The organism is Bacillus sp. B25(2016b) (genome assembly GCF_001679765.1).
Lineage (GTDB): Bacteria > Bacillota > Bacilli > Bacillales > Bacillaceae_G > Bacillus_A > Bacillus_A thuringiensis_K.
In genome coordinates, this window is record NZ_CP016285.1 from 2,492,714 (window position 1) to 2,516,078 (window position 23,365).

The following is a 23,365-nucleotide window of genomic DNA, read 5'->3' on the forward strand; positions in this document are numbered from 1 at the left end:
AAAAATTACTAACCCGGGTATTTTGGAAGAATATACATTATTTTTGTATATTTAATCTTAAATAATGTAGAAAGGTAAAGCGTATTTTGTATGCTTTACCTTTCTTTTTTGTAATAAACAAGTGTAGTTTTATCATTTAATTTCTTTTTAGCTTCTGTTCTTTTATACTCCATCTTTTCATACAAAAAACAATTTTTCTCTTCTTCTAAAATAGTAGCAAGTTCCCAGCTCGTTGCTTCAGGAAACATTTCCTCAATTAATGTAAGTACCTTTTGGGCAATTCCTTTTCCTTGATAACTCGGGTGAATAAACATTGGACTGATCCAAAATTTAGAGGGTGTTTCTTTTTGTGAAATGCATATCGCTCCAACAAGATTTATAGCCACTATTATTTTATAGAAGCCACCGTCTACATGATTTATTCTACAAATAGTTTTTTCGATAGTTTCATTTGCTGGATTTGTTTCATAGTCTTTATATTTATGTAATAAAGAGCTAAATGAGTCTATTTGCATTTGAAATATAACTTCTGCATCAGTTTCTGTCGCCTTCTCTAATATAATCTCCATGTTACCAATTTAGACGCTTTCTTAAAGAAGTAATATGAGCGGTATGGTGACGACCATGCCATGCGTATAGTCCTATTGCAACAGCAAGTTTTGTTTCACCAGTTTCAGGATGGTTAAATGTCTTTTCTAAATCTTCAATTTCTAGAGAATATAACAGGTTAACCCATCTTTTATGTAATGAATCTAGCATTACTAGTGAAACATCTACCGGTAATTTTGAATCGGGTAACTCTGCCCACTTCTCTTCTTTATACGGCTTAATAGTTGGATTCTTTTCTGTCAGTGCTAATTTAAAGCGTATGTAGCTATTCATATGGCTATCAACGACGTGATGAACTACTTGACGTACAGTCCAACCTCCAACGCGATATGGTGTATCTAACTGCTTCTGATCTAAATCTTTAATTGCCTTTGTTAGTTCATTAGGTAAATCTTCAATTTCTTGAATCCATGTATCAATCATTTCTGCAGTTATAGGACGTTTGTATGTAAATTGGCCAATTGGATAACGTAAATCATTCATGAATAAGTCCTCCTTATTATAAGCGCGAAGTATTTCTCCAAATATAGTGTACAAACTTCACATGTTCTCCATGTAATTCTACAGATGTTACATCTGATTCGTTTTGATAAGAAGAAAATCCGCTTTTTTCTAGTACAATTTGTGATGCGAGATTATTAGTCGTTGTTTTAGCATGAACTTCAGTAATTTCATTATTTTTCGCTACATCTAAAATTAATTTTACGGCTGCTGTTGCAACTCCTTTTTTAGTAAATTTTTCTCCGACCCGATACCCTAGCGAACTAATTCGAGTTTCTGTATCTATATCTACTAAATTGATTCGTCCTACAATTTCTTTTTCTTCATTACGAATTAAATAAAAATAAGAATTTCCATCCGCCTGTTCTATTAATAAATCGTCTAGTAGTTTTTGGAAATATTCAAATTCAAAATATTTTGAGCCACGATTTGGTACCATTGTTTCAAAAAAAGATTTATTCGTAAGTTCAAACGTAAATAAATCTTTAGCATCTTGTTTCTTTAGTTGCTCTATGTATATTTCCATCCCGTATTCTCCTTCTTGATTTACTAAATGTTATACATTCTTTTTAATCAATTATATTCCTGCTATTTCTTTCGATTAAGTAATACAGTTAGTAGCACTTTCGGATGAAAAAGATGAAATGGACTACGAATTAAATTCATCACTCGTACTAACCGAATATAAACATCAGAATTACTTGCAGATAGTCGATATATTTGTTTCGTATACCATAGCTGAAATTTTTGTTTTGTAGTTAATTCTCTCTTTAGTTGCGGGTGACGTGAAATTTCTGTTGTTGTCATATCCCAAGGGGTTTCTATTATAGTAGCTGCCTTTTTATAAAATTGTTGTGTAAATGTTTTATCAAGTTGTTTTCTATCTTGCAAAAGTAATTGCAATTGGTGAGCCTCCATAGCAGCAACTGAAATACCTTGGCCGAAAACGGGATCAAAACGACATTGCGCATCTCCAACAACTAATAATCCTTCTGGTACATTATTCACTAAATCAAATCGCCGGCGTACTTGATAAGGAATTTTGTATGTCTTTATATCAGTAGTTCCCTCAGCCTTATTTAGGAAATCTGTAACATTAGAAATTGATAGGTTTTCAGCAAAATCATAAAACTCATCATCTGTTTGTGGTGCTTTCTCATTTGCGTATCCACTAAAAGTAACAAAATAACGATTATCTTCTATCGTTTGAATAAGAACACCATAAGGGTTATCAGGGAAACTCGGAGACATTAGCATGTTACAACAGTCTAACTCCTCATTTTCTTTAAGTTTGAACATTTTCGTTGCGTAAAATAAATCAATACGAACTTTCTCTTCTTTTACTTCAATTTCGTATTCTCGTAGCCACTCTATACTTTTCGAGCCAAATCCACTCGCATCAACTACAAGATCCGCATGAACTTCTTCTTGTGTGTCTGTCTCTAAATATTTAACTTTTACTCCACACACTTTGTTAAGCTTTGCATCTACCAATAACCCTTTAACCAATGTTCCATATTTAATAGTAATATTTGAAATTTGATGTATTCGTTTTTGAATATGCCATTCTAGCAAAGGACGACTTTGTTGAATCATATGTACTTCCCCTATGAACGGTTGTTTCCATAGACCGAATTGATTCCATTTCAAATCACGCGTAAAGTTGTTTATAATACTACCCGCTTCTATTAATTCATTCGTAATATTAGGAAACAATTCCTCAATTGCGATTTCTCCACCTTTTAATAACACATGAGGATGATTACTTTGTGGAACTCTTTTTATCGAAGACTTTCCATCCCATCTTTCACCAGCTTCTATAATGATTACTTCTTTAAAAGAAGTTGATAATGCTTTTGCTGCAAACTTCCCTGCCATACTTCCACCAATAACGATAGCCTTATTAAACATATTTTCCCCCTTAATAAAAAGAGATCCTGCCTTGTATGAATGAAACAGGATCTTAAACTAATTAACTTCTTTATCATTATACTTAAAATACATCAGTAAATTGCAACATTAAAATTAAAATACCTAATCCCCATACGTAATACGCGAATACTTTTAAGGAGTGACGTTTTAAATATTGAATCATCCATGAAACAGCTATATATCCAAAAAACGCTGCTGATAACGTTCCGACAATTAAAGATGTACTAGAAATAGATTCTGCTTTCCCTTGAAAAACGTCTACAAATTGCAAAATGATAGCTCCAACGATGGCTGGTGTCGATAGTAAAAAAGAAAAGTAAGCAGCAGTTTCACGGTCTAATTTTCTCCATAATGCAGCGACGATTGTCATTCCAGAACGAGAAATTGCCGGAAAAATAGCAGCCGCTTGAAATGAACCGATAATAAATGCATCTTTATATGTAATGTCGTCCATTTTTTTACGACCATTCTTTTGTTTATCCGCCAAGTAGAGAAAGAATCCTGTCACTAAAAACTCCCAACCAATTGTAATACCTGTTTTTGAAATATCCTCAAAAAAATCTTTAAACAACAATCCGATTACAACTGCGGGTATCGTTCCGACAATAAGTAGCAGCATTAATTTTGAAAATGGATTTTTAATTAAATATATAAATTCTTTTTTGTAATAAATAAACACCGCAAGTAAAGTCCCAATATGCAGCATCGTATCTAAAAATAAGCCTGCTTCATCCAATTGAAACAAATGCCTTCCTAAATAAAGATGTCCAGTACTACTGATTGGTAAAAATTCTGTTAAACCTTGAATTATACCTAATATGAAAGCTTCTAACCAATTCATGATGTTCTCCTTTCTCTTTTGCTTGTACCAATATATGAGGGTTAAATTTTGGATATGAAAAAAACTATATTTCTCTATGAATTTACTTTTAATTTATGGATATATATGTAAAGAGAATTGAGGAGGGTTATTATGTGGAAGCACAAAAAATTCGGTAATGTATTACTTTGGATGGGCCCTATCCTTGTATTTTTAGGACTATGTATGACAAATGTTATTTCAGATATTCCTTTCTTTGAGGGGAAACATAAAACGATTGGTATTGTACTTATATTTATAGGTGTAGTCTGTTTTGTTGCTGCTAATCATTTGAAAAAAGGAGAAAGATATGAAGAATAAATCTAAATAAAAAACAATCCTGGCATATTAACTAGGATTGCTTTTTATTAATGTTGATTATTTGTAGAATACTTTATCAACGTTATATTTCGCTTTGTATTCATTAATGATATATGTTTCGTAAATTTCTCTTTCTGTTGGATCTTCTACGATACATGCATCAATGCGGTATACTTCATCACGGTGGTTTTTAATTGGTGAAACATTATCTTCAAAATGCTTCTTAATACGTTGTCTAATTTTACGAGCTTTACCTACGAAAAGAAGTTCGTCATTAATATTGTAAAACATAAAAATGCCGCCTTTATCTCTAGGGAACAAGTGGAAATCGATAAATCCATTAATTGGAGTAATGATTGGCTCGTCTCCTTTAATAACTTGTTTACGTTCAGTAATTGAAACATCAGCTTCAGGAATATTAATTTTAATCAAGTTCATTCACGTCCTCTTTTATTATAAAGATAAATAATAGCATACATAAGTAAGAAAAGCTATGTTCAGAGGCATATTTCATTTTATAATTCAAATATTATAGGTGTATCATGTAAACTTTTCTTCCAAATCATATGATCACTGGATTCTCCCCAGTAATCTTTCAATACATAGCTAGGTTTTCCAAACTTTTTTATCCATATACTTTGCGCATTTTTATATCCACTATCTAAACAATATTCTGTTATCCCTCTGCTAAGTAATGTAAGAAACATTGTATGTAGTAATAAACTCCCTATTCCCTTTCTCTGATACTCCGGAAGTATGAATACAGTTCCTATTTCATACAAATTTTTAAGTACACCACCTGTACAACTATTAATCAATGTACTTGCTGGACCGATTTCGATTGTTCCAATGATTTTATCGTTACTTGTATCAATTGCTAATAAAAAGTAACGACTTTCTCCGTTACTATCAAAGTCACTTTTCAAATACTGCTTTTTTGAGTTAATTTCATTTTCTATGTCATCTAATAATTGTGACAATCCTTCATTTTTGTATGTATTCGTAATAACTATACGGAAAAATAAATATAGTTCATCTACATCATTCAAATTCGGTCTTCTAACTGCAACGTTAGTCATGAATTCAATCTCCAATCCTCATTATGCCATTGTCAATACAACACTTTATATAATCTATTCATCATTATTCTGCAAAAACCTGCATAAATCCAACAGTATAGAAAGCTCATTATAAATATTGATAAAATAATTTTTATATCCATAGTTGTATGAACAGCAGGACCAAGTACCGGAAAGTGGAAAACATCGAGAACGATCATAATACCTATAAGTAGACAAGTTGCTGAAAAAGAAACAATCCAAATTCTCCTCTTTAATTTTAAAAAGGATACTCCTAAGGCTAGACCTAATAAGCCTGTAGTAAAAGGAAAGACAATTAGTTCACTGGGCTCAATAATAAATAATAGAAAAATAGTAAGAACATAAGAAAGTATTCCCTCACGAATAGAATAGAAAATAGCAAAAAAAATCGGTAATGTCGAAAATGGACTAATGAGCAAACCTATACCAGGAACTAAGTTCCCAGATGCTTGAAACATGGTGGCCAATGCACTCATCAAAGCTGTAAGTACTAACTTATTCGCAAGGGACAATTTTCTTTTATGAACAAAGCTCGTATCATGTTCTATCATCAGTTGATACCAATAACGTACAAACCAATTCATTAAAATACCCCCTAAAGATACCACATTCATTACTTTCTATATTATTCATACACTTATGGTTTATGAGTTGCTTTCTACTAGTTATAAATCACTATATAATAGATACTTATAGATTGAAGATTTTTAGGGGGACAAGTCAAGTTGTGCGTTTTGGAAGCAGAATAAACTCTTTATGTTTTTAAACTGAGAATTTATATCGTATCAAGGAATAATTTCAAAAATGGTACCTTTGTTAAAATCAGTTACTTTCATAGAACTGTAAACTCCTAAATATAATTTAGTTTGATCCGAATTTGTTCCTAAACTCATATAATAAGCTGGTTGCGTACCAAAATCATAATTGGTTTCAATAGCATGAAAGTCAGCGTGTTTACCGTCTGTACCTGCTCTAGTATAGGCTAAAACACCCTTAATTGGAGACTGAGATTCTCCTTTCTTGGCAAGGTCAGTAAAAACAACGCTACCTGTTAAATTTGGAATTGCATTTCCCATATATGGCTGAACTCCTGTAAGTGAAGTTCCTCCAAACTTATCTGTTCTAGAATCTTTATGAAAATAACTAAGTAGAGGCAGAATACGCTTGACTGAAGTTTGTATTGTTTCATCATAATAAGCCATTGTTCTCTCATCCAAAGTCTGATTCTCAGAACAATGTCGTATAAAAGAAGTAGGTAAATCCCCTTCCCATCCTCGCCACCCAAAATTGATAACCCCATCTTGATTGGGAGTTAACCTCATAAAATGCATTTGAACAAGTTCTGTAACCGGTATAGGTTTATATTGAATAAATGAAAAAATAGACTCTACAATATCTTGTCCGACATTTCCGGCGTATTTGATATATTGATTATAAAACCTTTGAAATGAAATGCCGGTTATATTACGTACTCCTTTTGCAATTACTGTAAGTGTTTCTTGTATAGATAAAGGAAGTTCATTAAAGCGTGTAACTACAGGAGGGTTATTTATAAATGTATTTTTACTTACATCGATTTCAATTATTTTACCTGCTATTTCTAAATCATCTTGGCTTAAATTAAATGGATCATAACCTGACCCGCCATCTCCATTTGTAAAAACAAGTTTTCCAGTCTCAGGTGAAAAGTTTAAACTATTGACTCCGTTATGATTAAAAAATGGTCTTCTTACATTCAGTAATGTTCGTCGCTTTTGAACTTGACCATTAGATTGTAAAGTCCATTCTTCTACTGTATCAATGTGATCATATTGCGTATTTCTATTAACCCACTTTAAATTTAGCGTTTTAGGGTCACAAGGATTCGGTTTAAATTGCTCAGAAAATGCACCTGGCCCTTGAGTTCCAGCTACTGAATAATGAAGATAAAATAACCCATTTTGATAAAATTGTGGATGGAACGCAAGTCCAAGCAATCCTCGTTCATCATAACCGCTACTAGAAACACCTTCTTCAAATGTACCTAATTTAATAATTAGGTGACGAATATCTAAAAATGTCTTTATAACTCCGTCCCCTATGTAAAAAATCTCCCCTAATTGAGTTGCGATAAATAGTCTTTCGGTCGATTCACCTGGAAGTATCGTTGTTTTCAATACAGTTGGTAAATTTACGTTATGAACAATGGGTCGTAAACTAACTTTAACTTTTGTCAATTAACTGTACACCCCTTTTTCTTCTTTTTTATAGAAGAATATGATTAGAGTAGTTCTGTTAGTATCAAATAAGTTATATTCCTTTTTATTACAATTTTGTATATAATATAATTATAAATAATCTGGGGGACGAACTATGATAATCGTACTACAAATCATCTTACCACTAATTTTCGCAGTCTATTTATTTACCCTCTATCGTAAAGGGACGTATGGATCAGCTTCATTCCTTTTAGCAGTCATGATAGGAATTTTCGGTTTAGAGAATATTTTTCAGCATGCTAGTCTAACAGATCATGCTATTTATCCATATTGGGGCAGTTTGAAGGCCGTTGTTATCGTTTTATCAGTCGTATTTCTATTTAAAAAAGGTGGTTTAACAGGAAAATATTGATTTTTAATGCGGTACCTATTTTCTTGTTAAATTGCTTTTATTTTATAAAAGAAGAAATATTTATGTAAAAACAAGAAGGGATGTGTTACATATGTCTATAAATATTATTTCAATAGTCTCTATCATAATATGGATTGTGTTAATTACAGAACTTATAAAACCTTCAAAAGAACAGAATGGACGAAAGATAGTAACTTTAGTAACTGCTGGTTCCGCATCAACACTTATTTTGACGGTTTCATTTATTCAAAATGTCCCATTTTGGAATTGATAGTGATATAACTAACAAAAATATGTATAAATAAAAAGATTAGGATTCATTCCTAATCTTTTTATATTTTGAGGTAGCACCATATCCCTAGCAAGCTAAGGTCTTGAAGTATCCCCTAAACAAAATTTAAAGTTTTTCTAAAGTTATTTATGTGAATTCAAATCGTTTTCAGGAACATATGTGGTTCTTTTACAATTTGAATTTCTTTTTAAACTTCTTATATTTTCTGTACGAACGTCTAACAATGTTTAACATAAAATACGGTATTTTAACAGTGAAAGGCAATTTATAAATGAAAGGAAAATAAAAAGTGAAATATGCCTTTTCTAGGTCCCTCCACTTACTATCTTCTTTTGTTTTTAAGAAATCAGATACATCTACTACATATCCCCTTCCTTTTTCCATCATCACATTTTTCCCGTGAACATCACAAGGAGTTAATCCTTGTTCCCTCGCATACTCTAAAGCCTCATTGATATCAAGTATTACCTGCTTAGGAATTTTAATCCCCTTATGAATAGCATCGTATAAGGTAATTTCTTTTAAACGTTTCAATACTATGAAATTTTCTCCTTTATATATAAGCTTTGAATAAGAAGGATGATCTCCAATTCTTCGGTATACTTCTGACTCTTTTTCAATTCCTTCTCCTTCTCGCACGTAAACTTTCACTACCCAATCTTTGTATTCTCTGTGCATGAATACTGCGGCATAATTACCTGTTCCTAAACACTTCCAAAGTCTAGGAATATCTTTAACTACTACAGGCTCGAATTCATCCTCACTTCTTATTCTTACCTCTTTTAATAATTCGTCCTTTATCAATCCCACAAAACTATTTATACTCATCATTCCCACTCCGGTTTTGCTAAAAGGGGGCCCACCCACATTTTAACGAAAATATTACACTAAGCGAATTTTAGCATAAAACGATTCATCTTTCTTCTTAAAATAAAAAGCTGAATCGTTCTATTTGAACTGTTGAATACTTAATATTTATTCTGTTATTCATAGCCAAAAACCGTACGACATAAAAATGTTTTTAACTATTTTCATTTTTTCAAAGTCAACTGTATAGGTTTTTTCTTAGTGCAAGTTCTCTTAGTTCATTAACCATGCCAAATCTATATTACTCTATTTTATAATCTAAAACATTGTTTAGAAGTGTAGCAAGGTTTTTTTAATTGTTCAATTCTTGTTCCACTAATATCTTTGTTAGCAAAAACTTTTATTGTTTTAATAGTCTTTTGTTTAATTCCCACAATGCTGTTTTGTTGCTATCCCATTTCAAAAGCGTTACTGCTTCCTCGAAGCATAACCATTTATAATTGAAGTGTTCTTTAGATAATGATATGTTTTTTGTAGGGACTTTAACTGCAAAAGAAAATTCTTTTATTACATAAACCTCTTCGCCCCAAAGGAATCCTCCAACTACATCCTCTACTGGTAGTGAAGACACAGAATCTAATTGTATATATGGACATTCTCTTGTAATACCAGCCTCTTCAAACGCTTCCCGTTTTGCTGATTCAATAGGAATCTCACCGTCTTCTCCGCCACCAGCTATTCCTTGCCAATAACCATAATCACTTCGTTTGAAAATAGCATATTGAATGGAATCGGCAGTTTTTATATAAGGAAATATCAATACTTGATATGGTGCTCTCATTGCTTAAGATCCTCTCGAAAATAAGTTTTAAATAAATATAAATAAAGAGCCGACATCACAATTCTACATTATTAATGCAGGTTTATAATGTCAGCCCTCTATTTTTAAAGAATTTTATTTTTCATAAACAGGCTTACTCTTAACAGAGGAAAAACTGCTTATTCCCTGTCGAATATGTTTGGCATGGTTTTTTCTAAATGTTAGCAGTACCCTATATTATTCAATTGCGCCAGCAACATCATAATCATTTAAATCTAATTCAATCGTTTGTCCGAGCGCTAGTTTAGCAAGTTCCGCTCCTAGGTATGGACCAGCTGTTAAACCCGAAGCGCCTAATCCATTCGCAACGAGAATTCCTTCAAAGTTAGGTAGTGGTCCGATAACAGGTAAGAATCCTGGTGTGAATGGTCTGAATCCAACTCTCGTTTCAAGCATTGTAGCATTTTCTAAGCCAGGTGCAACTGCTAATGCCTTATGGAATACTTCATGTAAACCACCTGCTGTTACACGATGATCGAAACCAGTATCATTCTCATGTGTTGCACCAATTACGACATGCCCATTGTCAAACGTTAAAATATATTGATCGTTCGGTGGCATAACAACTGGCATATTTTCTGTTGCTGTATTTTCGATTTGCAGATGAACAATTTGTCCTTTTTGGAATGTAACTAAGAAATTAATTCCTAATGGGTTCAAGATTTCGTTCGCCCATGCGCCTGCAGTTACAATAACCTTTTCTGCTAAAAGTGTTTCATCGTTTACTGTAACTCCAGTAATATGATTTCCTTCACGGACTAATACTGCATCGCCTTTTATAAAAGTTGCACCATGTTTTTTCGCAGCACTTATTAATGCATTGCGTAATAATCTTCCATTTACTCGTGCAGCACCACTAATATGAACAGAACTATATTCTTCTGATAATGCCGGGAATAATTTTTTTGTTTCTTCAGCTGATAAGCGAGTGATTTCACCAATCTCTGGGGCATCTTCACGTCGTTTATAAGCTCGCTCTTCCATTTGATCTAACTTTTTCTCGTCAGTATGTAAACTAATTGCACCTACACGATTATATCCTGTGTCAGTTTCACCGTCTTCTTCTAATTGCTGAATTAACGAAGAATAGTAACGTGCACCGCCTTTAACAATTTTATACCATGCTTTATTACGACGCTGTGATAGCCATGGACATACAATACCTGCTCCTGCATCAGTTGCTTGCCCTAATTGTTGGCGATCCACGATAGTAACATTCGCACCTGCCTTAGCAAGATGATAAGCAGTAGACGCTCCTAAAATTCCAGATCCAACTACAATATACGATTTCATTTCAAACACCTTTTCTCTTTTTGCTAATTATATAAATATAAGAACATTCCTTAGTATAATGGAAGGAATACTTTTTTCAATGTACTCATCACAATTAATTGTTGCAGCATTGTGACTTTCTTAGTCATTATTTTTTCTTTTTACGGAATAATTCAATTGTTTTATAGCCTTGTGAAAGGATTTCTATCATTTTCTCTAGACGTTTTTCACGTGTTTTTTCTTGTTTCACAGAAAAAAGATTACGTGCCCAATCTTTTTGGTATCCAGGCGTTAAACTTTGATAAAACTTAAGTTCATTCGGATGATTAGCTAATAATGCTTCAACATCTTTAATTCGATCTGCATAATCGGCAACACATTGACTCATAGCAGATGTTTTCGTTGTTTTTTTCTTCTCGCGTTTTAAACCTACAACAGTAAAGACTTCATCCATACTTACCATTCGTGCAAATTTAATATCGCTTTCTCCCACATAACCATCTTCTCCAACGTTTAATGCCGGAAACATCTCATCACGGTGAATAAACGTACTATAACGAGCATTACCTTTTTTCGGATATGCGAAGAACACGTAACCTTTTTCAATTAGTAATTCTTCATTACTAATAATAAAATTCGTTTGTTTCACCATTTCATCAAGCGTTTCTACAAATATAAAGATAGCATCGTGTTTTTTTGAGAATGCAGTTTCTTTACCTGTAAAAATGTCATAATCACTTGGTTCGTTAATAACGACCATATTTGTATACTTATTAAGTTTCAATTTATCAATAACTGACATATTAATCTTCCTTTACATTCAAAATTCATTGTACATACTTTTTCGTACTGTTCTAGTGTATTATATGTATTAAGAAAATCAAACTTTAAATCAAATTATCCTGCTGCAAAAAAGCCAGTTTTTCATACATATGAAGAAGCTACGGAAATATTAAAAACATTAACTATACCGCAGTTTCCGAAACATATTAGACGAAAACCATTTACACCAAAAATAATAAAGATAGCCGCTTCTGAATAAGTACCGGCTATCTTTATTATTCATAACTTAATAGCAAATAAAGTATATAAAAACTCTCTATATTGATCTTCTGTAATTTCACGCTTAGTTTTTTCCCCATGAATCATTTCAGTTAAACTTGTATTCGTTAATGAAATATGGCCGGAGTTCGTCAACTTTACTGCAATTGGTCCTTTATTAAAAATAGACTTCTCATCTTCTATCACTCTTCTTTGAACATCGTTTACTACTATCTCATCAATAATATGTTTATAAAAAGCATGACAAACTTTCCATTCTCCATCAGTATCTATTCTTTCTAAAACATAATTTCCTTTACTCGTATCTTTCCGTCTCACCCGGTACGAACCATTTTTTGAAGAAACAGACTCGCCAGTAAAAGGTACAGGAACTAGAGGTACTAACGAAGCTATACCTACATCAATTAAATACTGTACATTTTCATAAGTTAAAATAATTGTTATATGGCCATCCTCAAGTGCCCATGCACTTATATCATTTTTATAAACCGTACCCAATGCCAGTTGTACATCATAGCCACAGTCTTTTAAGAAATAGTAAAAAAGAGTATTTAATTCGTAGCAAAGTCCACCACGGGAACTAGTTAAAATTTTCTCCCGTAAGTTTTCCAGAGAGATTTGATTCGTATTTCGTGCTATAACATCTAAATTCTCAAATGGTATAGTGTGCGCAAACGAAAAGAGTATAGTAGGTAATTCTTCAAACTTTACTTCATTACGTTTTTTTAGATTTAATCTTGTGAAAAGCTGATCTTGTAAACTTGTCATAATTAGCACCCCTTAAAAATTTATAAGTTTAAATAATATATGCTGATTGTAAATTTTAAGGGGCACTGTAACAATGTACATTTCATTTAACTGTACCGGTACAAAAATTACGATTCACGAGTTAAATTAATAGAAGGCGTCATTACAAATATCTTTTCTGTAATTACTTCTTTTCGGGGCAAACCAAAAGCTACGAATATAAATTTAATAGTTTATCTATAGGCAAATTATTACTATCACTTAAATCAACAAAATATTGACGTTGCCACGTTTGGCTCTTTTTAGCTTGATTGCTAACGGTGGTATCCCAAACAGGATAAATTCTCATTGCCATTTTCCCTGTTTGATTTTGTGTTCTCAATATTTTTTCTTTAAGAAGAATCTCTTTAGGAAAAATAAATTGTCCTACTTTATTATCAGCAATACAAGTGATTACTAATAAATCAGGAGCAGCTTCATAAGAGAAAGCTCTATTTCGCATATTTTCATCTTTCTCCCAAAAAGAAACAAATTGCCCAATTTTATTAGGAGTCAATTTTGATTTTCTAAAACGAATGGTTTTGTTATTTAAGTGGAATAAACATCCTGCATATTCTGCGTTTTGCTTTTCTTCTTTTAGATTCGTAATCATTAAATTGTTAGGTTTGTAAACTATATTGTTTAAATTTCGGATCGTATCATTAAAATTGTTCAAAAAAACTCCCCCTTTATTCATCTCTTAGTTTACCACAAACATCAGTTCTTCTATATCGTATATAATCATTAACTAAGTGAAATGGGGGAATTTAGCAGGATATAATTATTACTTTAATGTACTTAGTTTTTCAATTGCTTGTTGTTCAGTTGCTAAGTAAAAAATGTCATTCCCTTTATTACATTCATAAATAAAATCCTTTAAGCTTTTACTAGTATATATAGAGAAATCTCCAACAATAGCAATCTTTACCTTGTAGTTTATAAACTGTTGAAGGATATCGCCCGCAAGCCGTGTTTTTAGATCAAAGAAATCTTCACTTATTAAAGATTTATGGATAATAATATGTTTCGCATCTACCTCATATTGAACTGTTGCCATAGTATCTAATGCAGACTGAACATTCGATATTAATACCAATAACCGCAATATTGATTCCATCGATTACTACTTTCTTTATTTCCATAGTCTCACCCCTTTATAATTTACACAGTATGAGTAAAATTGTTTTACAAAACTTCGTATTAATCATAGATTAAATTAGCCTCAGCTATTAAAATGGCCTCTATTTTTTGTTGTAAATATATATTTTTTTATTACTAATACGGTCAATGAAATTAATGATAGTTCCTCTTTTTTTATATTTTTGAATATATATATGGAATTACTTTTACTTGTTATAAAAATATTGTGGAGTAACATAACTTAACAAACTATCCAAAGTGTTAATCTCGACATATGGTTGTATTTTGGTAGTATTCTTGATTTTCTGAGGGTTAAACCACACACCTTTTATATTTGCATTTTGAGGACCAGCAATATCCTTTTCTAAGTCATCTCCAACAAATAAAGTATTTTCCGGTTGTAAATTTAACTTATTTAATGCTAGTTCGAATATACGTTTATCAGGTTTACTAAATCCCACTTCTTCAGAAATAATGATTGTTTCAAAATACCTATTTAAATTCGTGTTAAATATTTTAGCTTTTTGCCTCTGAGTTGAGCCATTTGTTATAATTCCAACTTTAAAGTGCTTCTTTATTTGATTTAAGAAATGAACAGTATTTTGGTCTATTGAAAAACATCTATGGAAATTATTATTCCAAAAATCTTGGATGTAATTGCGTGGCAATCTATACTTCGGCGGGAATTCATCAAACAACGATTCTAAAACTATTGTTTTATCACTCATGCCGTATTCCCTTTTATCGTATTCTTTGAAATTCTGTAACATGTTGCTTTTAGCCGCACCATCTACATTTTCATAACACTTTTCTAAAACAATTAAAAATAATGCCTCTACTGCTTTATCCCTATCAAGTAATGTATCATCTAAATCAAACAGCATCGCTTTATAACCCATCAAATAATTTCACAACCTTTCTCGCATGATTTAAATAATCCTTAGTTCACACCTTAAGCGTTTACTAAATTAGCAAAAAAACTCTAAAGTTAGTGACGTACACTCTATAATTTCGCTAACTTTTTTATATTGAAATTCATTTCCGTTTCCCCTTCTAGTAAGTAGCGAAAGTATATGTTCACACAGTTTAAGAAATCACATACAGTTCCCAATATTATACATTAGTTTTTTAGAAATATAAATCGTTCAGCTTTTCATACGATAAGTTTTTTCAAGCATACAATTATTTTTTCATAAAAAGGAATATGGCTAATAATATTTTTTTGGAGAATACACATTCTTGAAAATGAAGCTAATACGTTAAACGTCCTATGAAGTTCCTATTGTATCTCCACATAAACTCCAGATAGTACGGCTATAATGACTACCAGAGGTGATATTATGAAAAACTATCATATTCTCGTGGTAGAGGACGATCAAGAAATTCAGGAATTAATTAAACAATTTTTAATGACACAGCATTATACAGTGGTAGTCGCTTCAGATGGACTAGAGGGTATGACACAATTTAATAAGCAATCGTTTGATTTAATTCTTCTAGATGTCATGATGCCCAATCTTAATGGGTTTGAAGTTTCTAAAATGATTCGAAGTCAGTCAAACGTACCAATTATTATGCTAACTGCGTTGGAAGAAGAGGAAGATCAAATGAAAGGATTCGACCTTGGGATCGATGATTATATAACAAAGCCCTTTTCATTTCATGTTTTGATTAGACGAGTCGAAGCGGTACTTAGAAGAAGTTATGATAAAAATGTAAATAATCATTTGATATTTAAAGAAGTGCGTATTGATGTGGATGCATATAGAGTATATGTAAATGACGTTGAAATTATATTAACGACAAAAGAGTTTGAAATTCTACAACTACTATTTCAAAATGAGAGAAAAGTACTCACAAGAGAAAATATCGTTGAAAAGGTTTGGGGTTACGATTATTTTGGAGAAACACGAATAATTGATACACATATTAAAAACCTACGAAAAAAATTAGCTATCCCTTATATTAAAACAATAAAGGGTATTGGATATAAAATTGATGAATAGTATTGTGAAACTCATGAAAATGAAGCAAATTACTTATAAACTCTTTATGACTACATCTCTCATTTTATTATCCTTTGCAGTATTGATTTATTTAACTTTATACTTCTTTCTCCCTACATTTTATGAGCAATATAAAACAGATCAACTTCAAACAGGGATAAACGAAATCATTGATAAGTCTAAAAATCTTACGTTTCAAGATGCGATACCACTTTTTGATGAATACGCCAAAAAAAATAATGCGATGCTTTATCTTCAAAATAAAGAAGGAGTAATTATTTACTCTCCTTCATTTTCTTTTATTCAAAGTGGTACGCAAAAAACAGTAGTTACTAAAGCAACACGATTCGAGAATACAAGTACCCTTAGCAATTCATATAACGTTACGAAACCAATTCAATTCCAAGATGGTAGTTTAACGCTTATAGTCTTTGCTACATTTCAACCGATTGATGAAGCTTCACAAGTTTTAGTACGCTTTCTCCCCTATATTAGTATCATTGTGCTCGTTATTGGTATAGGAAGTGCTTATTTTTATTCCAGGTTTATTACAAAGCCACTTATTTATATTAATGAAGGTGCACAAAAGATGGCAAATTTAGATTTCTCCGAAAAAATTGAGGTTCGCTCTACAGATGAGTTAGGAGAATTATCTAATAGTTTGAATGACATGTCTATTAACTTGCAACAAGCTATGTTTGATTTAAAAAAAGCAAATGAACAATTAAAAAATGATATTGAAAAAGAAAGAGAAATAGAAACAAAACGAAGAGAGTTTTTTGCGATTGTAGCACATGAATTAAAGTCTCCTCTTACTGTAATGAAAGGATACTTAGAAGGAATGATATACAATATTGGCCCTTATCAAAATCGCGATCAATATTTAAAGAAAAATCATCAAATTATTGAAAGTATGGAACAATTAGTTCGTGAAATTTTAAGCGTATCGAAATTAGAACAACACACCTTCAAACTAAAAGTAGAGGAAGTTAATCCTTCAAAGTTAATAGGTACAATCACAAAAGATCTCGAATTTTTTGCTTCTCAAAAAAGCATCGAAATAATAAAAGAAATTGATTCTGACCTTTCTATTTATACCGATTGTGCTCTTTTAGAAAAAGCATGTAAAAATATTATTCACAATGCGGTTATGTATTCACCACATAATGAAAAAGTCTATATAAAGTTAATTGAGGATTCTAAACAAGGTCAAATCGAAATGAAAATTATAAATACAGGTGTCAATATTAAAGATGAAGAGATACAACAAATTTTCAAACCATTTTATCGAATTGAAAAATCAAGGAATCGAAATACTGGAGGAAATGGTTTAGGGCTATATATTGTTAAACAAATTCTTGAAACGCTAGATATAAAGTATTCAATAAAAAATATGGAACATAGTGTACAATTTTGCATGAGTATTCCATTATCTAAACATAAAAACAAACAAACTCTCCTTTAAATAGGACGAGTTTGTTTGTTTTTGTAGTAAGTATAAATTTATTAACAGGTTTTTCACGTAATGGACAAATGCTGCTTCTTAAATGGCGATTATCATAAGTAGTGACAAACCGTATTCAATTTACATATTTATCTTCTACTATAGCAGCAAAAAAACGACATTCCGCTTAGCAGCAAATTAGATTCTCTTATTTGAGATGCATTTCATCTATGAAACTGAAAAGGAAGATGAAAAATGTATATTTGCCTCCATTTTTCAGATTAATTTGGAATTCTTTTATGGTAAGCTATATGTAAAGATTAAATATAAAACATAAAGGATGATTCGTATGCAAATAAGACCACAAGTAAGTGAATATAACTCCTATTATGCAACGTATACCAACTTGGTATCAGACGGAAATATCATACATATTCTAGAACAACAAATGAAGGAAACGAATCTTTTATTAAAGGGAATTTCTGATAGTGAGGGACTTTTCCGGTATGCTCCTACTAAATGGAGTATAAAAGAAGTAATGGGTCATATAGCAGATACAGAACGGATTATGGCGTATCGATTACTATCAATCGCTCGAGGCGAGACAGCAGAACTTCCAGGCTATAATGATGATATGTATGTTCTTAGAGCTGCTTTTGATAAGCAATCTATGCAAGATCTTCTTGAGAATTTAATAGTTGTTCGCCAATCTACCCTGCATTTACTTAGAAGCTTAGATAAAGAAGCTTGGTCACAAAGAGGAAATGCGAATAATTCTGAAGTTACAGTTCGTGCATTAGCATACATCATTGCTGGTCATGAGCTTCATCATCTTCAAATTATAAAAGAACGTTACCTTGGTTCTAATTTATATCCAGCAACTTAATATTTGAAGAAAAAGAGTCGTATTTATGTAGGGCTCTTTTTCAGTATTTATAATGGATTAGCGCTTAGAACCATGGCAATTAAATGTCTTTATTTATAAAATTCACCACATAATATTTATGCTATCCCCTCTTATTCTGTACATAATTTTCTTTAGGCTGATATACTATAAACACAATAGTTCTGGAAAGGTGATGATATTATGTATGAACAACAAAATAATAGAGATAGAGATCAAAAAATGATGTTTTCTATGCAAGGAGTTCCCACAAATAAAATTAACATGCATCAATTACCTAAATGGATTAGAATTTTTGGCTATTGTGCGTTTGGTTGGATGATAGTATTTAGTTTAATTATGATTGTAGGTTTAATTCTGCAATAACTATACAGAGTAGGTAAACGGGACGATATTTAGGTCATACATCTAGGTAATGTCCCGTTTTTTATGTGTGATTATCCCATGATATAGAGGTAACCAATTATAATAAAAAGAACCTGTAGAATATCCTACAAGTTCTTTTTATTATATTATTAAAACGGGAACAACAAACTATTTTAACATTCAGTACAGGGAGACCATTTTGATTATGGCTTGATTTTATTATAAATCAAATATAAGCTTTTGAAAGGTCTGAATCTTGAAAATTATGTCAATTAAAAAGCTACGATGTTTATATTAGATTTCATTTATGACCAACTTCTTCTTACTTAAATACACTGCACGATCTGATTTTTTAGCAACCTCCTGTGAGTGCGTCACAACAATAATGCATTTATTCTCTTTATGTGCAAGTTCTTGAAATAGTTCTATTATATCCATTGCGGTTTCCTCGTCGAGGTTTCCTGTCGGCTCATCTGCAATCAGTAAATCAACATTACAAGATAGTGCTCGAGCAATTGCTACACGCTGTTGTTGACCACCACTTAGTTGCAGGACGTTTCGTTTCGCTTCAACTTCTGTGAGTCCTACCCTCTCTAATAATTGTAATGCTCTTGCTGTTTTATTTTGCACTTTAACACCTGTAATTTCCATTGCTGTTAAGACATTTTGAAGAGCTGTCATATAGGTTATCAAATTATAAGATTGGAAAATTACAGATACATTTTGATTACGGTATCGATCCAAACCAATTTTTCTAATATCTTTGCCATTATACAGTACATAACCATTTTTAGGGACATCCAGTCCACAACCTAAGCTCAGGGTTGTGGTTTTGCCAGATCCGGATGGTCCTAAAATCGTGTAGAAATGACCTTTTTGAAAAGAAAAGTTAACATTATCTAGTATCGCTACATTTTTTCCATTACTTTCATAATAATAATCCAAATTTTTAAACTGTAAAATCGTCTCCATATCGAGCCTCCTCATTCATCTTTTAAAAGAATTTGTTTTGGGTTTAAACGTAGAATAGATAATGCTGGAAGAAGTGTTGCTATTATAGCAATAGCTAGTCCAATTCCACCCATTTTCCCTACATCTTCTCCTGTTACACTTACATCAATTTTATCAATTGGATCTTCTTTTTGATTTTGTAGAGTACCACCAGGTCCAGCCATCATTACAGTACCATTTTGCGAGGTATTTGTTTCTTCGCCTGCAGTAGCAATTTCATTCGACAGTAAATTATCCCCGATATATTGAGAAACTTTAGCTCCTGTTGTTATGGATAATCCAAATGCTAAAATAGCGACACACACTACTTCTACTACGAATTGCGCCATTAGTTTCCACTTTTTCTCTCCAATAGACAATAGAATTCCCATTTCTTTACGACGTCCTTTAATTGATAGCATAATGATTAATCCTAAAATAATTGCACCTGCAATCGATACAATATAAATAATCATTTGAGAAGTCGAAGAGATATTTTCGATAGGACCAATCATTTGCTTGTACAATGAATCATGCGCATCTAATTTATAATAATTAAAATCAATATTAGATTTTTTTGCTTCTTTTTTAAATGCATCAATATATTGTGGATCATTCAAGAAATACACGACTTGAACACTACTTATACCAGGGTCTACTTCTAATTTTTTCATAGTTGAATGCGGCATATATAGTTTATTAGCTGGATCCATAATAGGAGGAGCCTGTTGCCCCATTGCTTGCTCATTTGTTTCGTAAATACCGATAATTTCAACCTCAAGGGTTTCCTTCTTATCCCCTGATTGCACTTTAACTTTGTCTCCTGCTTTCAAATTGTTTAATTCCGCTAATCGTTTTTCCATTAAAGCTACATTCTGATCCTTCATTTGCTCTGTAATTGGTTTTCCATCAATGATTTTACTTTTTCCGTTTTTAAAGCTTTCTTGTAATGCAGTCTTGCGAACTCCCTCAATCATAAAAGAAGCATTCATATCTATTTCTGTACCAGAGCTTGAACCGCCTCGCGCAGCCGCCATTCCCACTTTACCTTTTCCTTCTTCTTCTCCTTCTGAAGCTCCTACTAGTTTAAGCCCATCAGAAATACCGAAAGTGTTAGCTATGTAATTATAATCTTTTACATACTTGGACTTCGCTAATTGATCTGTTTCTTTTGCATCGAGCTGCGGCGGATTTGGCATTTCTCCAGTTTCCTTAGCTTTTTGACCTAATTTGTCAAAATCAAGACCTAAAGTAACATCTACACCAAGTTTTTTTCTTGCAGCATCCGCTGCTTTTTTTGATGCATTTTGAATTGTGAAACCTGAAAGAACCAAATTTGTAACAATTAGAAAAACTGCCATCAAAATTAATGATGTTCCTATCCTTTTTTTCATACTGAGAATTGCTCGTTTCATAAAATTCATTTTTTCTTACCTCCTTGATATCTTGTATTCTACATAGGTTATCTAGAGTTTATATGGAGCTAATCGGTAGTTTAACGAGAGATATAAGGAGTTTATGTGTAGTTATTCATTTACCTGTTCAAGAAAAACTAGAACACAAATTCAAAAACGCAGTCGTTGTTGAACATTGGTAAGAAGTAGTCAATTTAAGAGAATTATAGAAAAAGAGGCTAAGGCTTGATTTAATGTATGTAACATGAAAGATATATTTATTGTATAATTTCTATACAATAAATATATAGAAGCTGATTGTGAATATCTATAGGGGAATTGTAAGGTTCCTCATAGAAATTACATCTTTTAATAAGAAAAGAAGCAAGTAAACATTCTTTTATATGGATAAGAATATTAACTTGCTTCTTACATTTTAGTATAAATTATCTATTGTAAGCTTTATAATATAATATACAAATTCATCACCTATTTTTATAATTCAAGCACCTACTAGTAGGAAAAGAAAATATTTCCTACTTAATTTAAAACATAAATTTTGTTTATGTTTTAAACAATATGTATTTTGGAGGAGGTTAATTTGATTTTTTCAAAACTCATTGATCGGTACGCCTTATATGATTTACACAAAAAAAGAAGTGTAGCATTTCAGTTTACTTCCCTTTCTAACACTTCATTAAATATAAAGAACATAGAATCTTTTTATAAAGTAAAACCATCACATTTTCATTTTGACATTAAGCATTCAAAGCAGGAAAATGAATACATGGTTGGGCAATTCAACTATAAAAGTTCGGTTCAATCCGGTGATTCACGCAACGACTCTGTAACTGGGGAATTATTCTTACATAAAAATGAAAATGCACCTCATGTTATCTTTGTTCACGGTTGGAGAATGGATTCTAACGAACGTGTGAAAAACATATTCCACGATCATATGACCAGCCTGAAGTGGAATATGTATTATTTCACTCTACCCTATCATTTTGAAAGAAAACCCGATCAATCCTTATTCAGTGGAGAGTATATGGTAAGTGCAAATATTGAACGAACAGTACAAGCAACTAGACAAGCGGTAGCTGATTTACGGCTTTGATTAAATGGATTAAAGCAAATAAAAAGGGGCCCCTGATTCTAATAGGAATTAGTTTAGGCGGATAACCTCTCTTGTTGAAGAAGAAATTGATGTGTTAGCATCCATTTTCTATGCAAATCGACTTTCTTATTCTATTTGGAATACAACTCCAGGTAAATTTATTAGAGAAGACTTGGAACATCATGGTGTTACGTATGATGATTTAATAGATTATTGGAAAATCACTGAACCGAGTCAAGCATTGCCAAAAGTAAAAAAAGAAAATATTTTATTAATTTCAGGTAAGCATGATCTATATGTGCATTCTGAGGATACAGACTACTTGTGGGAATCTTGGGAAAGACCTCCACGATATATTTATAAATGTGGGCATGCCGGGATCGTTCTTAAACGTAAAAAAATTGCAACTGATACTATTGATTTTATTCAAAATCGATTGAACTCCCCGCCCTTATCCAATGTCATGCCTTAAATCGCGAGATTACTAAGTACAAAATCTTATACTTATATTGTTATATTTTTTACTAGTCACCTTTGTAAATCTTCGTCCCCTAGCCTTACACGATTGAAAATGAAATAAAATAAATAACTAAGGAACTAATTTACCATATGGAAAAACAATGCTCAGCATTTTCACCAGTGATCGCTGTATATGCAATATTACATACAAAAATCTTTATTTGTTACGTTATTAATTTAAAAATAAATTATTCATCCATTAATCTATACCCTCCGTATTTACAGTTATGGATACCCTAATTACATATGAAAAGAGAGAAGAAACATTGGTTAGTTCTTCTCTCTTTGTTTATTTTTAAGATAACTATCTATAAAATTTTTCTAATGTACATAATTACAACGACATTAAAACACTTTGCTCTTAAATCCACTACTTGTATTACTGATTGCATGAAACTCCTTCTTGAGAAAGGTTTTAATTTCTGAATGTTCTGTTGACTGTTATAACATATCC

Annotated in this window: 25 protein-coding genes and 2 pseudogenes; 8 read left to right on the forward strand and 19 right to left on the reverse strand. The window is 31.8% G+C overall.

What is annotated here, in order from left to right:
- Positions 1 to 95 precede the first annotated feature (95 nt).
- From BAQ53_RS12660 to BAQ53_RS12680, 5 genes are all read right to left on the reverse strand, one after another.
- On the reverse strand, positions 96 to 569 hold the full coding sequence (locus BAQ53_RS12660) for a GNAT family N-acetyltransferase (RefSeq protein WP_208906913.1): 474 nt from the start codon (positions 567 to 569) through the stop codon (positions 96 to 98).
- Between the two features lies 1 nt (position 570).
- On the reverse strand, positions 571 to 1,092 hold the full coding sequence (locus BAQ53_RS12665; protein ID WP_199696969.1) for a YfiT family bacillithiol transferase: 522 nt from the start codon (positions 1,090 to 1,092) through the stop codon (positions 571 to 573).
- Positions 1,093 to 1,108: 16 nt separating this feature from the next.
- A complete protein-coding gene (locus BAQ53_RS12670) occupies positions 1,109 to 1,636 on the reverse strand; it encodes a GNAT family N-acetyltransferase (RefSeq protein WP_208906914.1) in 528 nt (175 codons plus the stop codon).
- Between the two features lie 62 nt (positions 1,637 to 1,698).
- A complete protein-coding gene (locus BAQ53_RS12675; RefSeq protein WP_208906915.1) occupies positions 1,699 to 3,021 on the reverse strand; it encodes an FAD-dependent oxidoreductase in 1,323 nt (440 codons plus the stop codon).
- Between the two features lie 82 nt (positions 3,022 to 3,103).
- Complete coding sequence (locus BAQ53_RS12680; protein ID WP_208906916.1) at positions 3,104 to 3,883, reverse strand: undecaprenyl-diphosphate phosphatase; 780 nt, start codon at positions 3,881 to 3,883, stop codon at positions 3,104 to 3,106.
- Between the two features lie 132 nt (positions 3,884 to 4,015).
- On the opposite strand from BAQ53_RS12680, the gene BAQ53_RS12685 reads away from it, so the two are divergent.
- Positions 4,016 to 4,222: a hypothetical protein gene (locus BAQ53_RS12685; protein ID WP_208906917.1), complete on the forward strand. Its 207-nt coding sequence runs from the start codon at positions 4,016 to 4,018 to the stop codon at positions 4,220 to 4,222.
- 57 nt (positions 4,223 to 4,279) lie between these two features.
- On the opposite strand, the gene BAQ53_RS12690 is transcribed toward BAQ53_RS12685, so the two are convergent.
- The 4 genes from BAQ53_RS12690 to BAQ53_RS12705 all read right to left on the reverse strand — a co-directional run bounded on the left by BAQ53_RS12690 (position 4,280) and on the right by BAQ53_RS12705 (position 7,538).
- The gene (locus BAQ53_RS12690; RefSeq protein ID WP_001048941.1) at positions 4,280 to 4,660 is read right to left on the reverse strand and encodes a nucleotide excision repair endonuclease; all 381 of its coding nucleotides are present in this window, start codon (positions 4,658 to 4,660) and stop codon (positions 4,280 to 4,282) included.
- 77 nt (positions 4,661 to 4,737) lie between these two features.
- Entirely contained in the window at positions 4,738 to 5,301 is a 564-nt protein-coding gene (locus BAQ53_RS12695; RefSeq protein ID WP_000185960.1) for a GNAT family N-acetyltransferase, read from the reverse strand.
- Positions 5,302 to 5,333: 32 nt separating this feature from the next.
- A complete protein-coding gene (locus tag BAQ53_RS12700; protein ID WP_208906918.1) occupies positions 5,334 to 5,906 on the reverse strand; it encodes a YybS family protein in 573 nt (190 codons plus the stop codon).
- 201 nt (positions 5,907 to 6,107) lie between these two features.
- Complete coding sequence (locus BAQ53_RS12705) at positions 6,108 to 7,538, reverse strand: PQQ-dependent sugar dehydrogenase (RefSeq protein WP_208906919.1); 1,431 nt, start codon at positions 7,536 to 7,538, stop codon at positions 6,108 to 6,110.
- Positions 7,539 to 7,674: 136 nt separating this feature from the next.
- Between BAQ53_RS12705 and BAQ53_RS12710 the strand changes: the two genes are divergently transcribed.
- Both BAQ53_RS12710 and BAQ53_RS12715 read left to right on the forward strand, forming a co-directional pair.
- Positions 7,675 to 7,932, forward strand: coding sequence for a hypothetical protein (locus BAQ53_RS12710; RefSeq protein ID WP_000587704.1), 258 nt, complete (start codon positions 7,675 to 7,677; stop codon positions 7,930 to 7,932).
- 91 nt (positions 7,933 to 8,023) lie between these two features.
- Positions 8,024 to 8,203, forward strand: coding sequence for a hypothetical protein (locus BAQ53_RS12715; protein WP_000026326.1), 180 nt, complete (start codon positions 8,024 to 8,026; stop codon positions 8,201 to 8,203).
- 189 nt (positions 8,204 to 8,392) lie between these two features.
- On the opposite strand, the gene BAQ53_RS12720 is transcribed toward BAQ53_RS12715, so the two are convergent.
- The 8 genes and pseudogenes from BAQ53_RS12720 to BAQ53_RS12755 all read right to left on the reverse strand — a co-directional run bounded on the left by BAQ53_RS12720 (position 8,393) and on the right by BAQ53_RS12755 (position 15,070).
- Positions 8,393 to 9,052, reverse strand: a complete 660-nt coding sequence (locus BAQ53_RS12720; protein ID WP_000026515.1) for a protein kinase family protein — start codon at positions 9,050 to 9,052, stop codon at positions 8,393 to 8,395.
- 379 nt (positions 9,053 to 9,431) lie between these two features.
- Positions 9,432 to 9,872: an NUDIX hydrolase gene (locus BAQ53_RS12725; protein WP_001202585.1), complete on the reverse strand. Its 441-nt coding sequence runs from the start codon at positions 9,870 to 9,872 to the stop codon at positions 9,432 to 9,434.
- 216 nt (positions 9,873 to 10,088) lie between these two features.
- A complete protein-coding gene (locus BAQ53_RS12730; RefSeq protein WP_000844392.1) occupies positions 10,089 to 11,204 on the reverse strand; it encodes an NAD(P)/FAD-dependent oxidoreductase in 1,116 nt (371 codons plus the stop codon).
- Positions 11,205 to 11,331: 127 nt separating this feature from the next.
- Positions 11,332 to 11,985, reverse strand: a complete 654-nt coding sequence (locus BAQ53_RS12735) for a YdeI/OmpD-associated family protein (RefSeq protein ID WP_199717750.1) — start codon at positions 11,983 to 11,985, stop codon at positions 11,332 to 11,334.
- Positions 11,986 to 12,245: 260 nt separating this feature from the next.
- Positions 12,246 to 13,013, reverse strand: coding sequence for an arylamine N-acetyltransferase family protein (locus BAQ53_RS12740; RefSeq protein WP_000202753.1), 768 nt, complete (start codon positions 13,011 to 13,013; stop codon positions 12,246 to 12,248).
- A 190-nt stretch (positions 13,014 to 13,203) separates the two neighbouring features.
- Positions 13,204 to 13,707 carry a MepB family protein gene (locus BAQ53_RS12745; protein WP_001058783.1) on the reverse strand — a complete coding sequence of 168 codons (504 nt, stop codon included), beginning with the start codon at positions 13,705 to 13,707 and terminating at the stop codon, positions 13,204 to 13,206.
- A gap of 108 nt (positions 13,708 to 13,815) precedes the next feature.
- Positions 13,816 to 14,173: pseudogene (locus BAQ53_RS12750) on the reverse strand (DUF4180 domain-containing protein).
- 204 nt (positions 14,174 to 14,377) lie between these two features.
- Entirely contained in the window at positions 14,378 to 15,070 is a 693-nt protein-coding gene (locus BAQ53_RS12755) for an HAD family hydrolase (RefSeq protein ID WP_208906949.1), read from the reverse strand.
- A 441-nt stretch (positions 15,071 to 15,511) separates the two neighbouring features.
- On the opposite strand from BAQ53_RS12755, the gene BAQ53_RS12760 reads away from it, so the two are divergent.
- The 4 genes from BAQ53_RS12760 (at position 15,512) to BAQ53_RS12775 (ending at position 18,891) form a co-directional block, all read left to right on the forward strand.
- On the forward strand, positions 15,512 to 16,177 hold the full coding sequence (locus BAQ53_RS12760; RefSeq protein ID WP_000800727.1) for a response regulator transcription factor: 666 nt from the start codon (positions 15,512 to 15,514) through the stop codon (positions 16,175 to 16,177).
- Positions 16,170 to 17,642 carry a sensor histidine kinase gene (locus BAQ53_RS12765; protein ID WP_001084902.1) on the forward strand — a complete coding sequence of 491 codons (1,473 nt, stop codon included), beginning with the start codon at positions 16,170 to 16,172 and terminating at the stop codon, positions 17,640 to 17,642. The genes BAQ53_RS12760 and BAQ53_RS12765 overlap by 8 nt, the downstream gene beginning before the upstream one ends.
- A gap of 328 nt (positions 17,643 to 17,970) precedes the next feature.
- The gene (locus BAQ53_RS12770; RefSeq protein WP_001167136.1) at positions 17,971 to 18,507 is read left to right on the forward strand and encodes a DinB family protein; all 537 of its coding nucleotides are present in this window, start codon (positions 17,971 to 17,973) and stop codon (positions 18,505 to 18,507) included.
- 201 nt (positions 18,508 to 18,708) lie between these two features.
- Positions 18,709 to 18,891 (forward strand): hypothetical protein, encoded by a 183-nt coding sequence (locus BAQ53_RS12775; RefSeq protein ID WP_000273233.1) that lies wholly within the window; start codon positions 18,709 to 18,711, stop codon positions 18,889 to 18,891.
- Between the two features lie 294 nt (positions 18,892 to 19,185).
- Here the strand turns inward: BAQ53_RS12775 and BAQ53_RS12780 are convergent, their stop codons facing one another.
- Together BAQ53_RS12780 and BAQ53_RS12785 are read right to left on the reverse strand one after the other, a co-directional pair.
- Positions 19,186 to 19,863 (reverse strand): ABC transporter ATP-binding protein, encoded by a 678-nt coding sequence (locus BAQ53_RS12780; protein ID WP_208906920.1) that lies wholly within the window; start codon positions 19,861 to 19,863, stop codon positions 19,186 to 19,188.
- Between the two features lie 11 nt (positions 19,864 to 19,874).
- Positions 19,875 to 21,305, reverse strand: a complete 1,431-nt coding sequence (locus tag BAQ53_RS12785) for an ABC transporter permease (RefSeq protein ID WP_001010229.1) — start codon at positions 21,303 to 21,305, stop codon at positions 19,875 to 19,877.
- A 571-nt stretch (positions 21,306 to 21,876) separates the two neighbouring features.
- Between BAQ53_RS12785 and BAQ53_RS12790 the strand changes: the two are divergent.
- Positions 21,877 to 22,864, forward strand: a pseudogene (locus BAQ53_RS12790) (alpha/beta hydrolase).
- Positions 22,865 to 23,365 lie beyond the last annotated feature (501 nt).

What these genes read in the sequence shown, in the direction of transcription:
- BAQ53_RS12660 (WP_208906913.1), bottom strand. Translation starts at nt 569, where the DNA reads ATGGAGATTATATTAGAGAAGGCGACAGAAACTGATGCAGAAGTTATA.
- BAQ53_RS12665 (WP_199696969.1), bottom strand. Translation starts at nt 1,092, where the DNA reads ATGAATGATTTACGTTATCCAATTGGCCAATTTACATACAAACGTCCT.
- BAQ53_RS12670 (WP_208906914.1), bottom strand. Translation starts at nt 1,636, where the DNA reads ATGGAAATATACATAGAGCAACTAAAGAAACAAGATGCTAAAGATTTA.
- BAQ53_RS12675 (WP_208906915.1), bottom strand. Translation starts at nt 3,021, where the DNA reads ATGTTTAATAAGGCTATCGTTATTGGTGGAAGTATGGCAGGGAAGTTT.
- BAQ53_RS12680 (WP_208906916.1), bottom strand. Translation starts at nt 3,883, where the DNA reads ATGAATTGGTTAGAAGCTTTCATATTAGGTATAATTCAAGGTTTAACA.
- BAQ53_RS12685 (WP_208906917.1), top strand. Translation starts at nt 4,016, where the DNA reads ATGTGGAAGCACAAAAAATTCGGTAATGTATTACTTTGGATGGGCCCT.
- BAQ53_RS12690 (WP_001048941.1), bottom strand. Translation starts at nt 4,660, where the DNA reads ATGAACTTGATTAAAATTAATATTCCTGAAGCTGATGTTTCAATTACT.
- BAQ53_RS12695 (WP_000185960.1), bottom strand. Translation starts at nt 5,301, where the DNA reads ATGACTAACGTTGCAGTTAGAAGACCGAATTTGAATGATGTAGATGAA.
- BAQ53_RS12700 (WP_208906918.1), bottom strand. Translation starts at nt 5,906, where the DNA reads ATGAATTGGTTTGTACGTTATTGGTATCAACTGATGATAGAACATGAT.
- BAQ53_RS12710 (WP_000587704.1), top strand. Translation starts at nt 7,675, where the DNA reads ATGATAATCGTACTACAAATCATCTTACCACTAATTTTCGCAGTCTAT.
- BAQ53_RS12715 (WP_000026326.1), top strand. Translation starts at nt 8,024, where the DNA reads ATGTCTATAAATATTATTTCAATAGTCTCTATCATAATATGGATTGTG.
- BAQ53_RS12720 (WP_000026515.1), bottom strand. Translation starts at nt 9,052, where the DNA reads ATGAGTATAAATAGTTTTGTGGGATTGATAAAGGACGAATTATTAAAA.
- BAQ53_RS12725 (WP_001202585.1), bottom strand. Translation starts at nt 9,872, where the DNA reads ATGAGAGCACCATATCAAGTATTGATATTTCCTTATATAAAAACTGCC.
- BAQ53_RS12730 (WP_000844392.1), bottom strand. Translation starts at nt 11,204, where the DNA reads ATGAAATCGTATATTGTAGTTGGATCTGGAATTTTAGGAGCGTCTACT.
- BAQ53_RS12735 (WP_199717750.1), bottom strand. Translation starts at nt 11,985, where the DNA reads ATGTCAGTTATTGATAAATTGAAACTTAATAAGTATACAAATATGGTC.
- BAQ53_RS12740 (WP_000202753.1), bottom strand. Translation starts at nt 13,013, where the DNA reads ATGACAAGTTTACAAGATCAGCTTTTCACAAGATTAAATCTAAAAAAA.
- BAQ53_RS12755 (WP_208906949.1), bottom strand. Translation starts at nt 15,070, where the DNA reads ATGGGTTATAAAGCGATGCTGTTTGATTTAGATGATACATTACTTGAT.
- BAQ53_RS12760 (WP_000800727.1), top strand. Translation starts at nt 15,512, where the DNA reads ATGAAAAACTATCATATTCTCGTGGTAGAGGACGATCAAGAAATTCAG.
- BAQ53_RS12765 (WP_001084902.1), top strand. Translation starts at nt 16,170, where the DNA reads ATGAATAGTATTGTGAAACTCATGAAAATGAAGCAAATTACTTATAAA.
- BAQ53_RS12770 (WP_001167136.1), top strand. Translation starts at nt 17,971, where the DNA reads ATGCAAATAAGACCACAAGTAAGTGAATATAACTCCTATTATGCAACG.
- BAQ53_RS12775 (WP_000273233.1), top strand. Translation starts at nt 18,709, where the DNA reads ATGTATGAACAACAAAATAATAGAGATAGAGATCAAAAAATGATGTTT.
- BAQ53_RS12780 (WP_208906920.1), bottom strand. Translation starts at nt 19,863, where the DNA reads ATGGAGACGATTTTACAGTTTAAAAATTTGGATTATTATTATGAAAGT.
- BAQ53_RS12785 (WP_001010229.1), bottom strand. Translation starts at nt 21,305, where the DNA reads ATGAATTTTATGAAACGAGCAATTCTCAGTATGAAAAAAAGGATAGGA.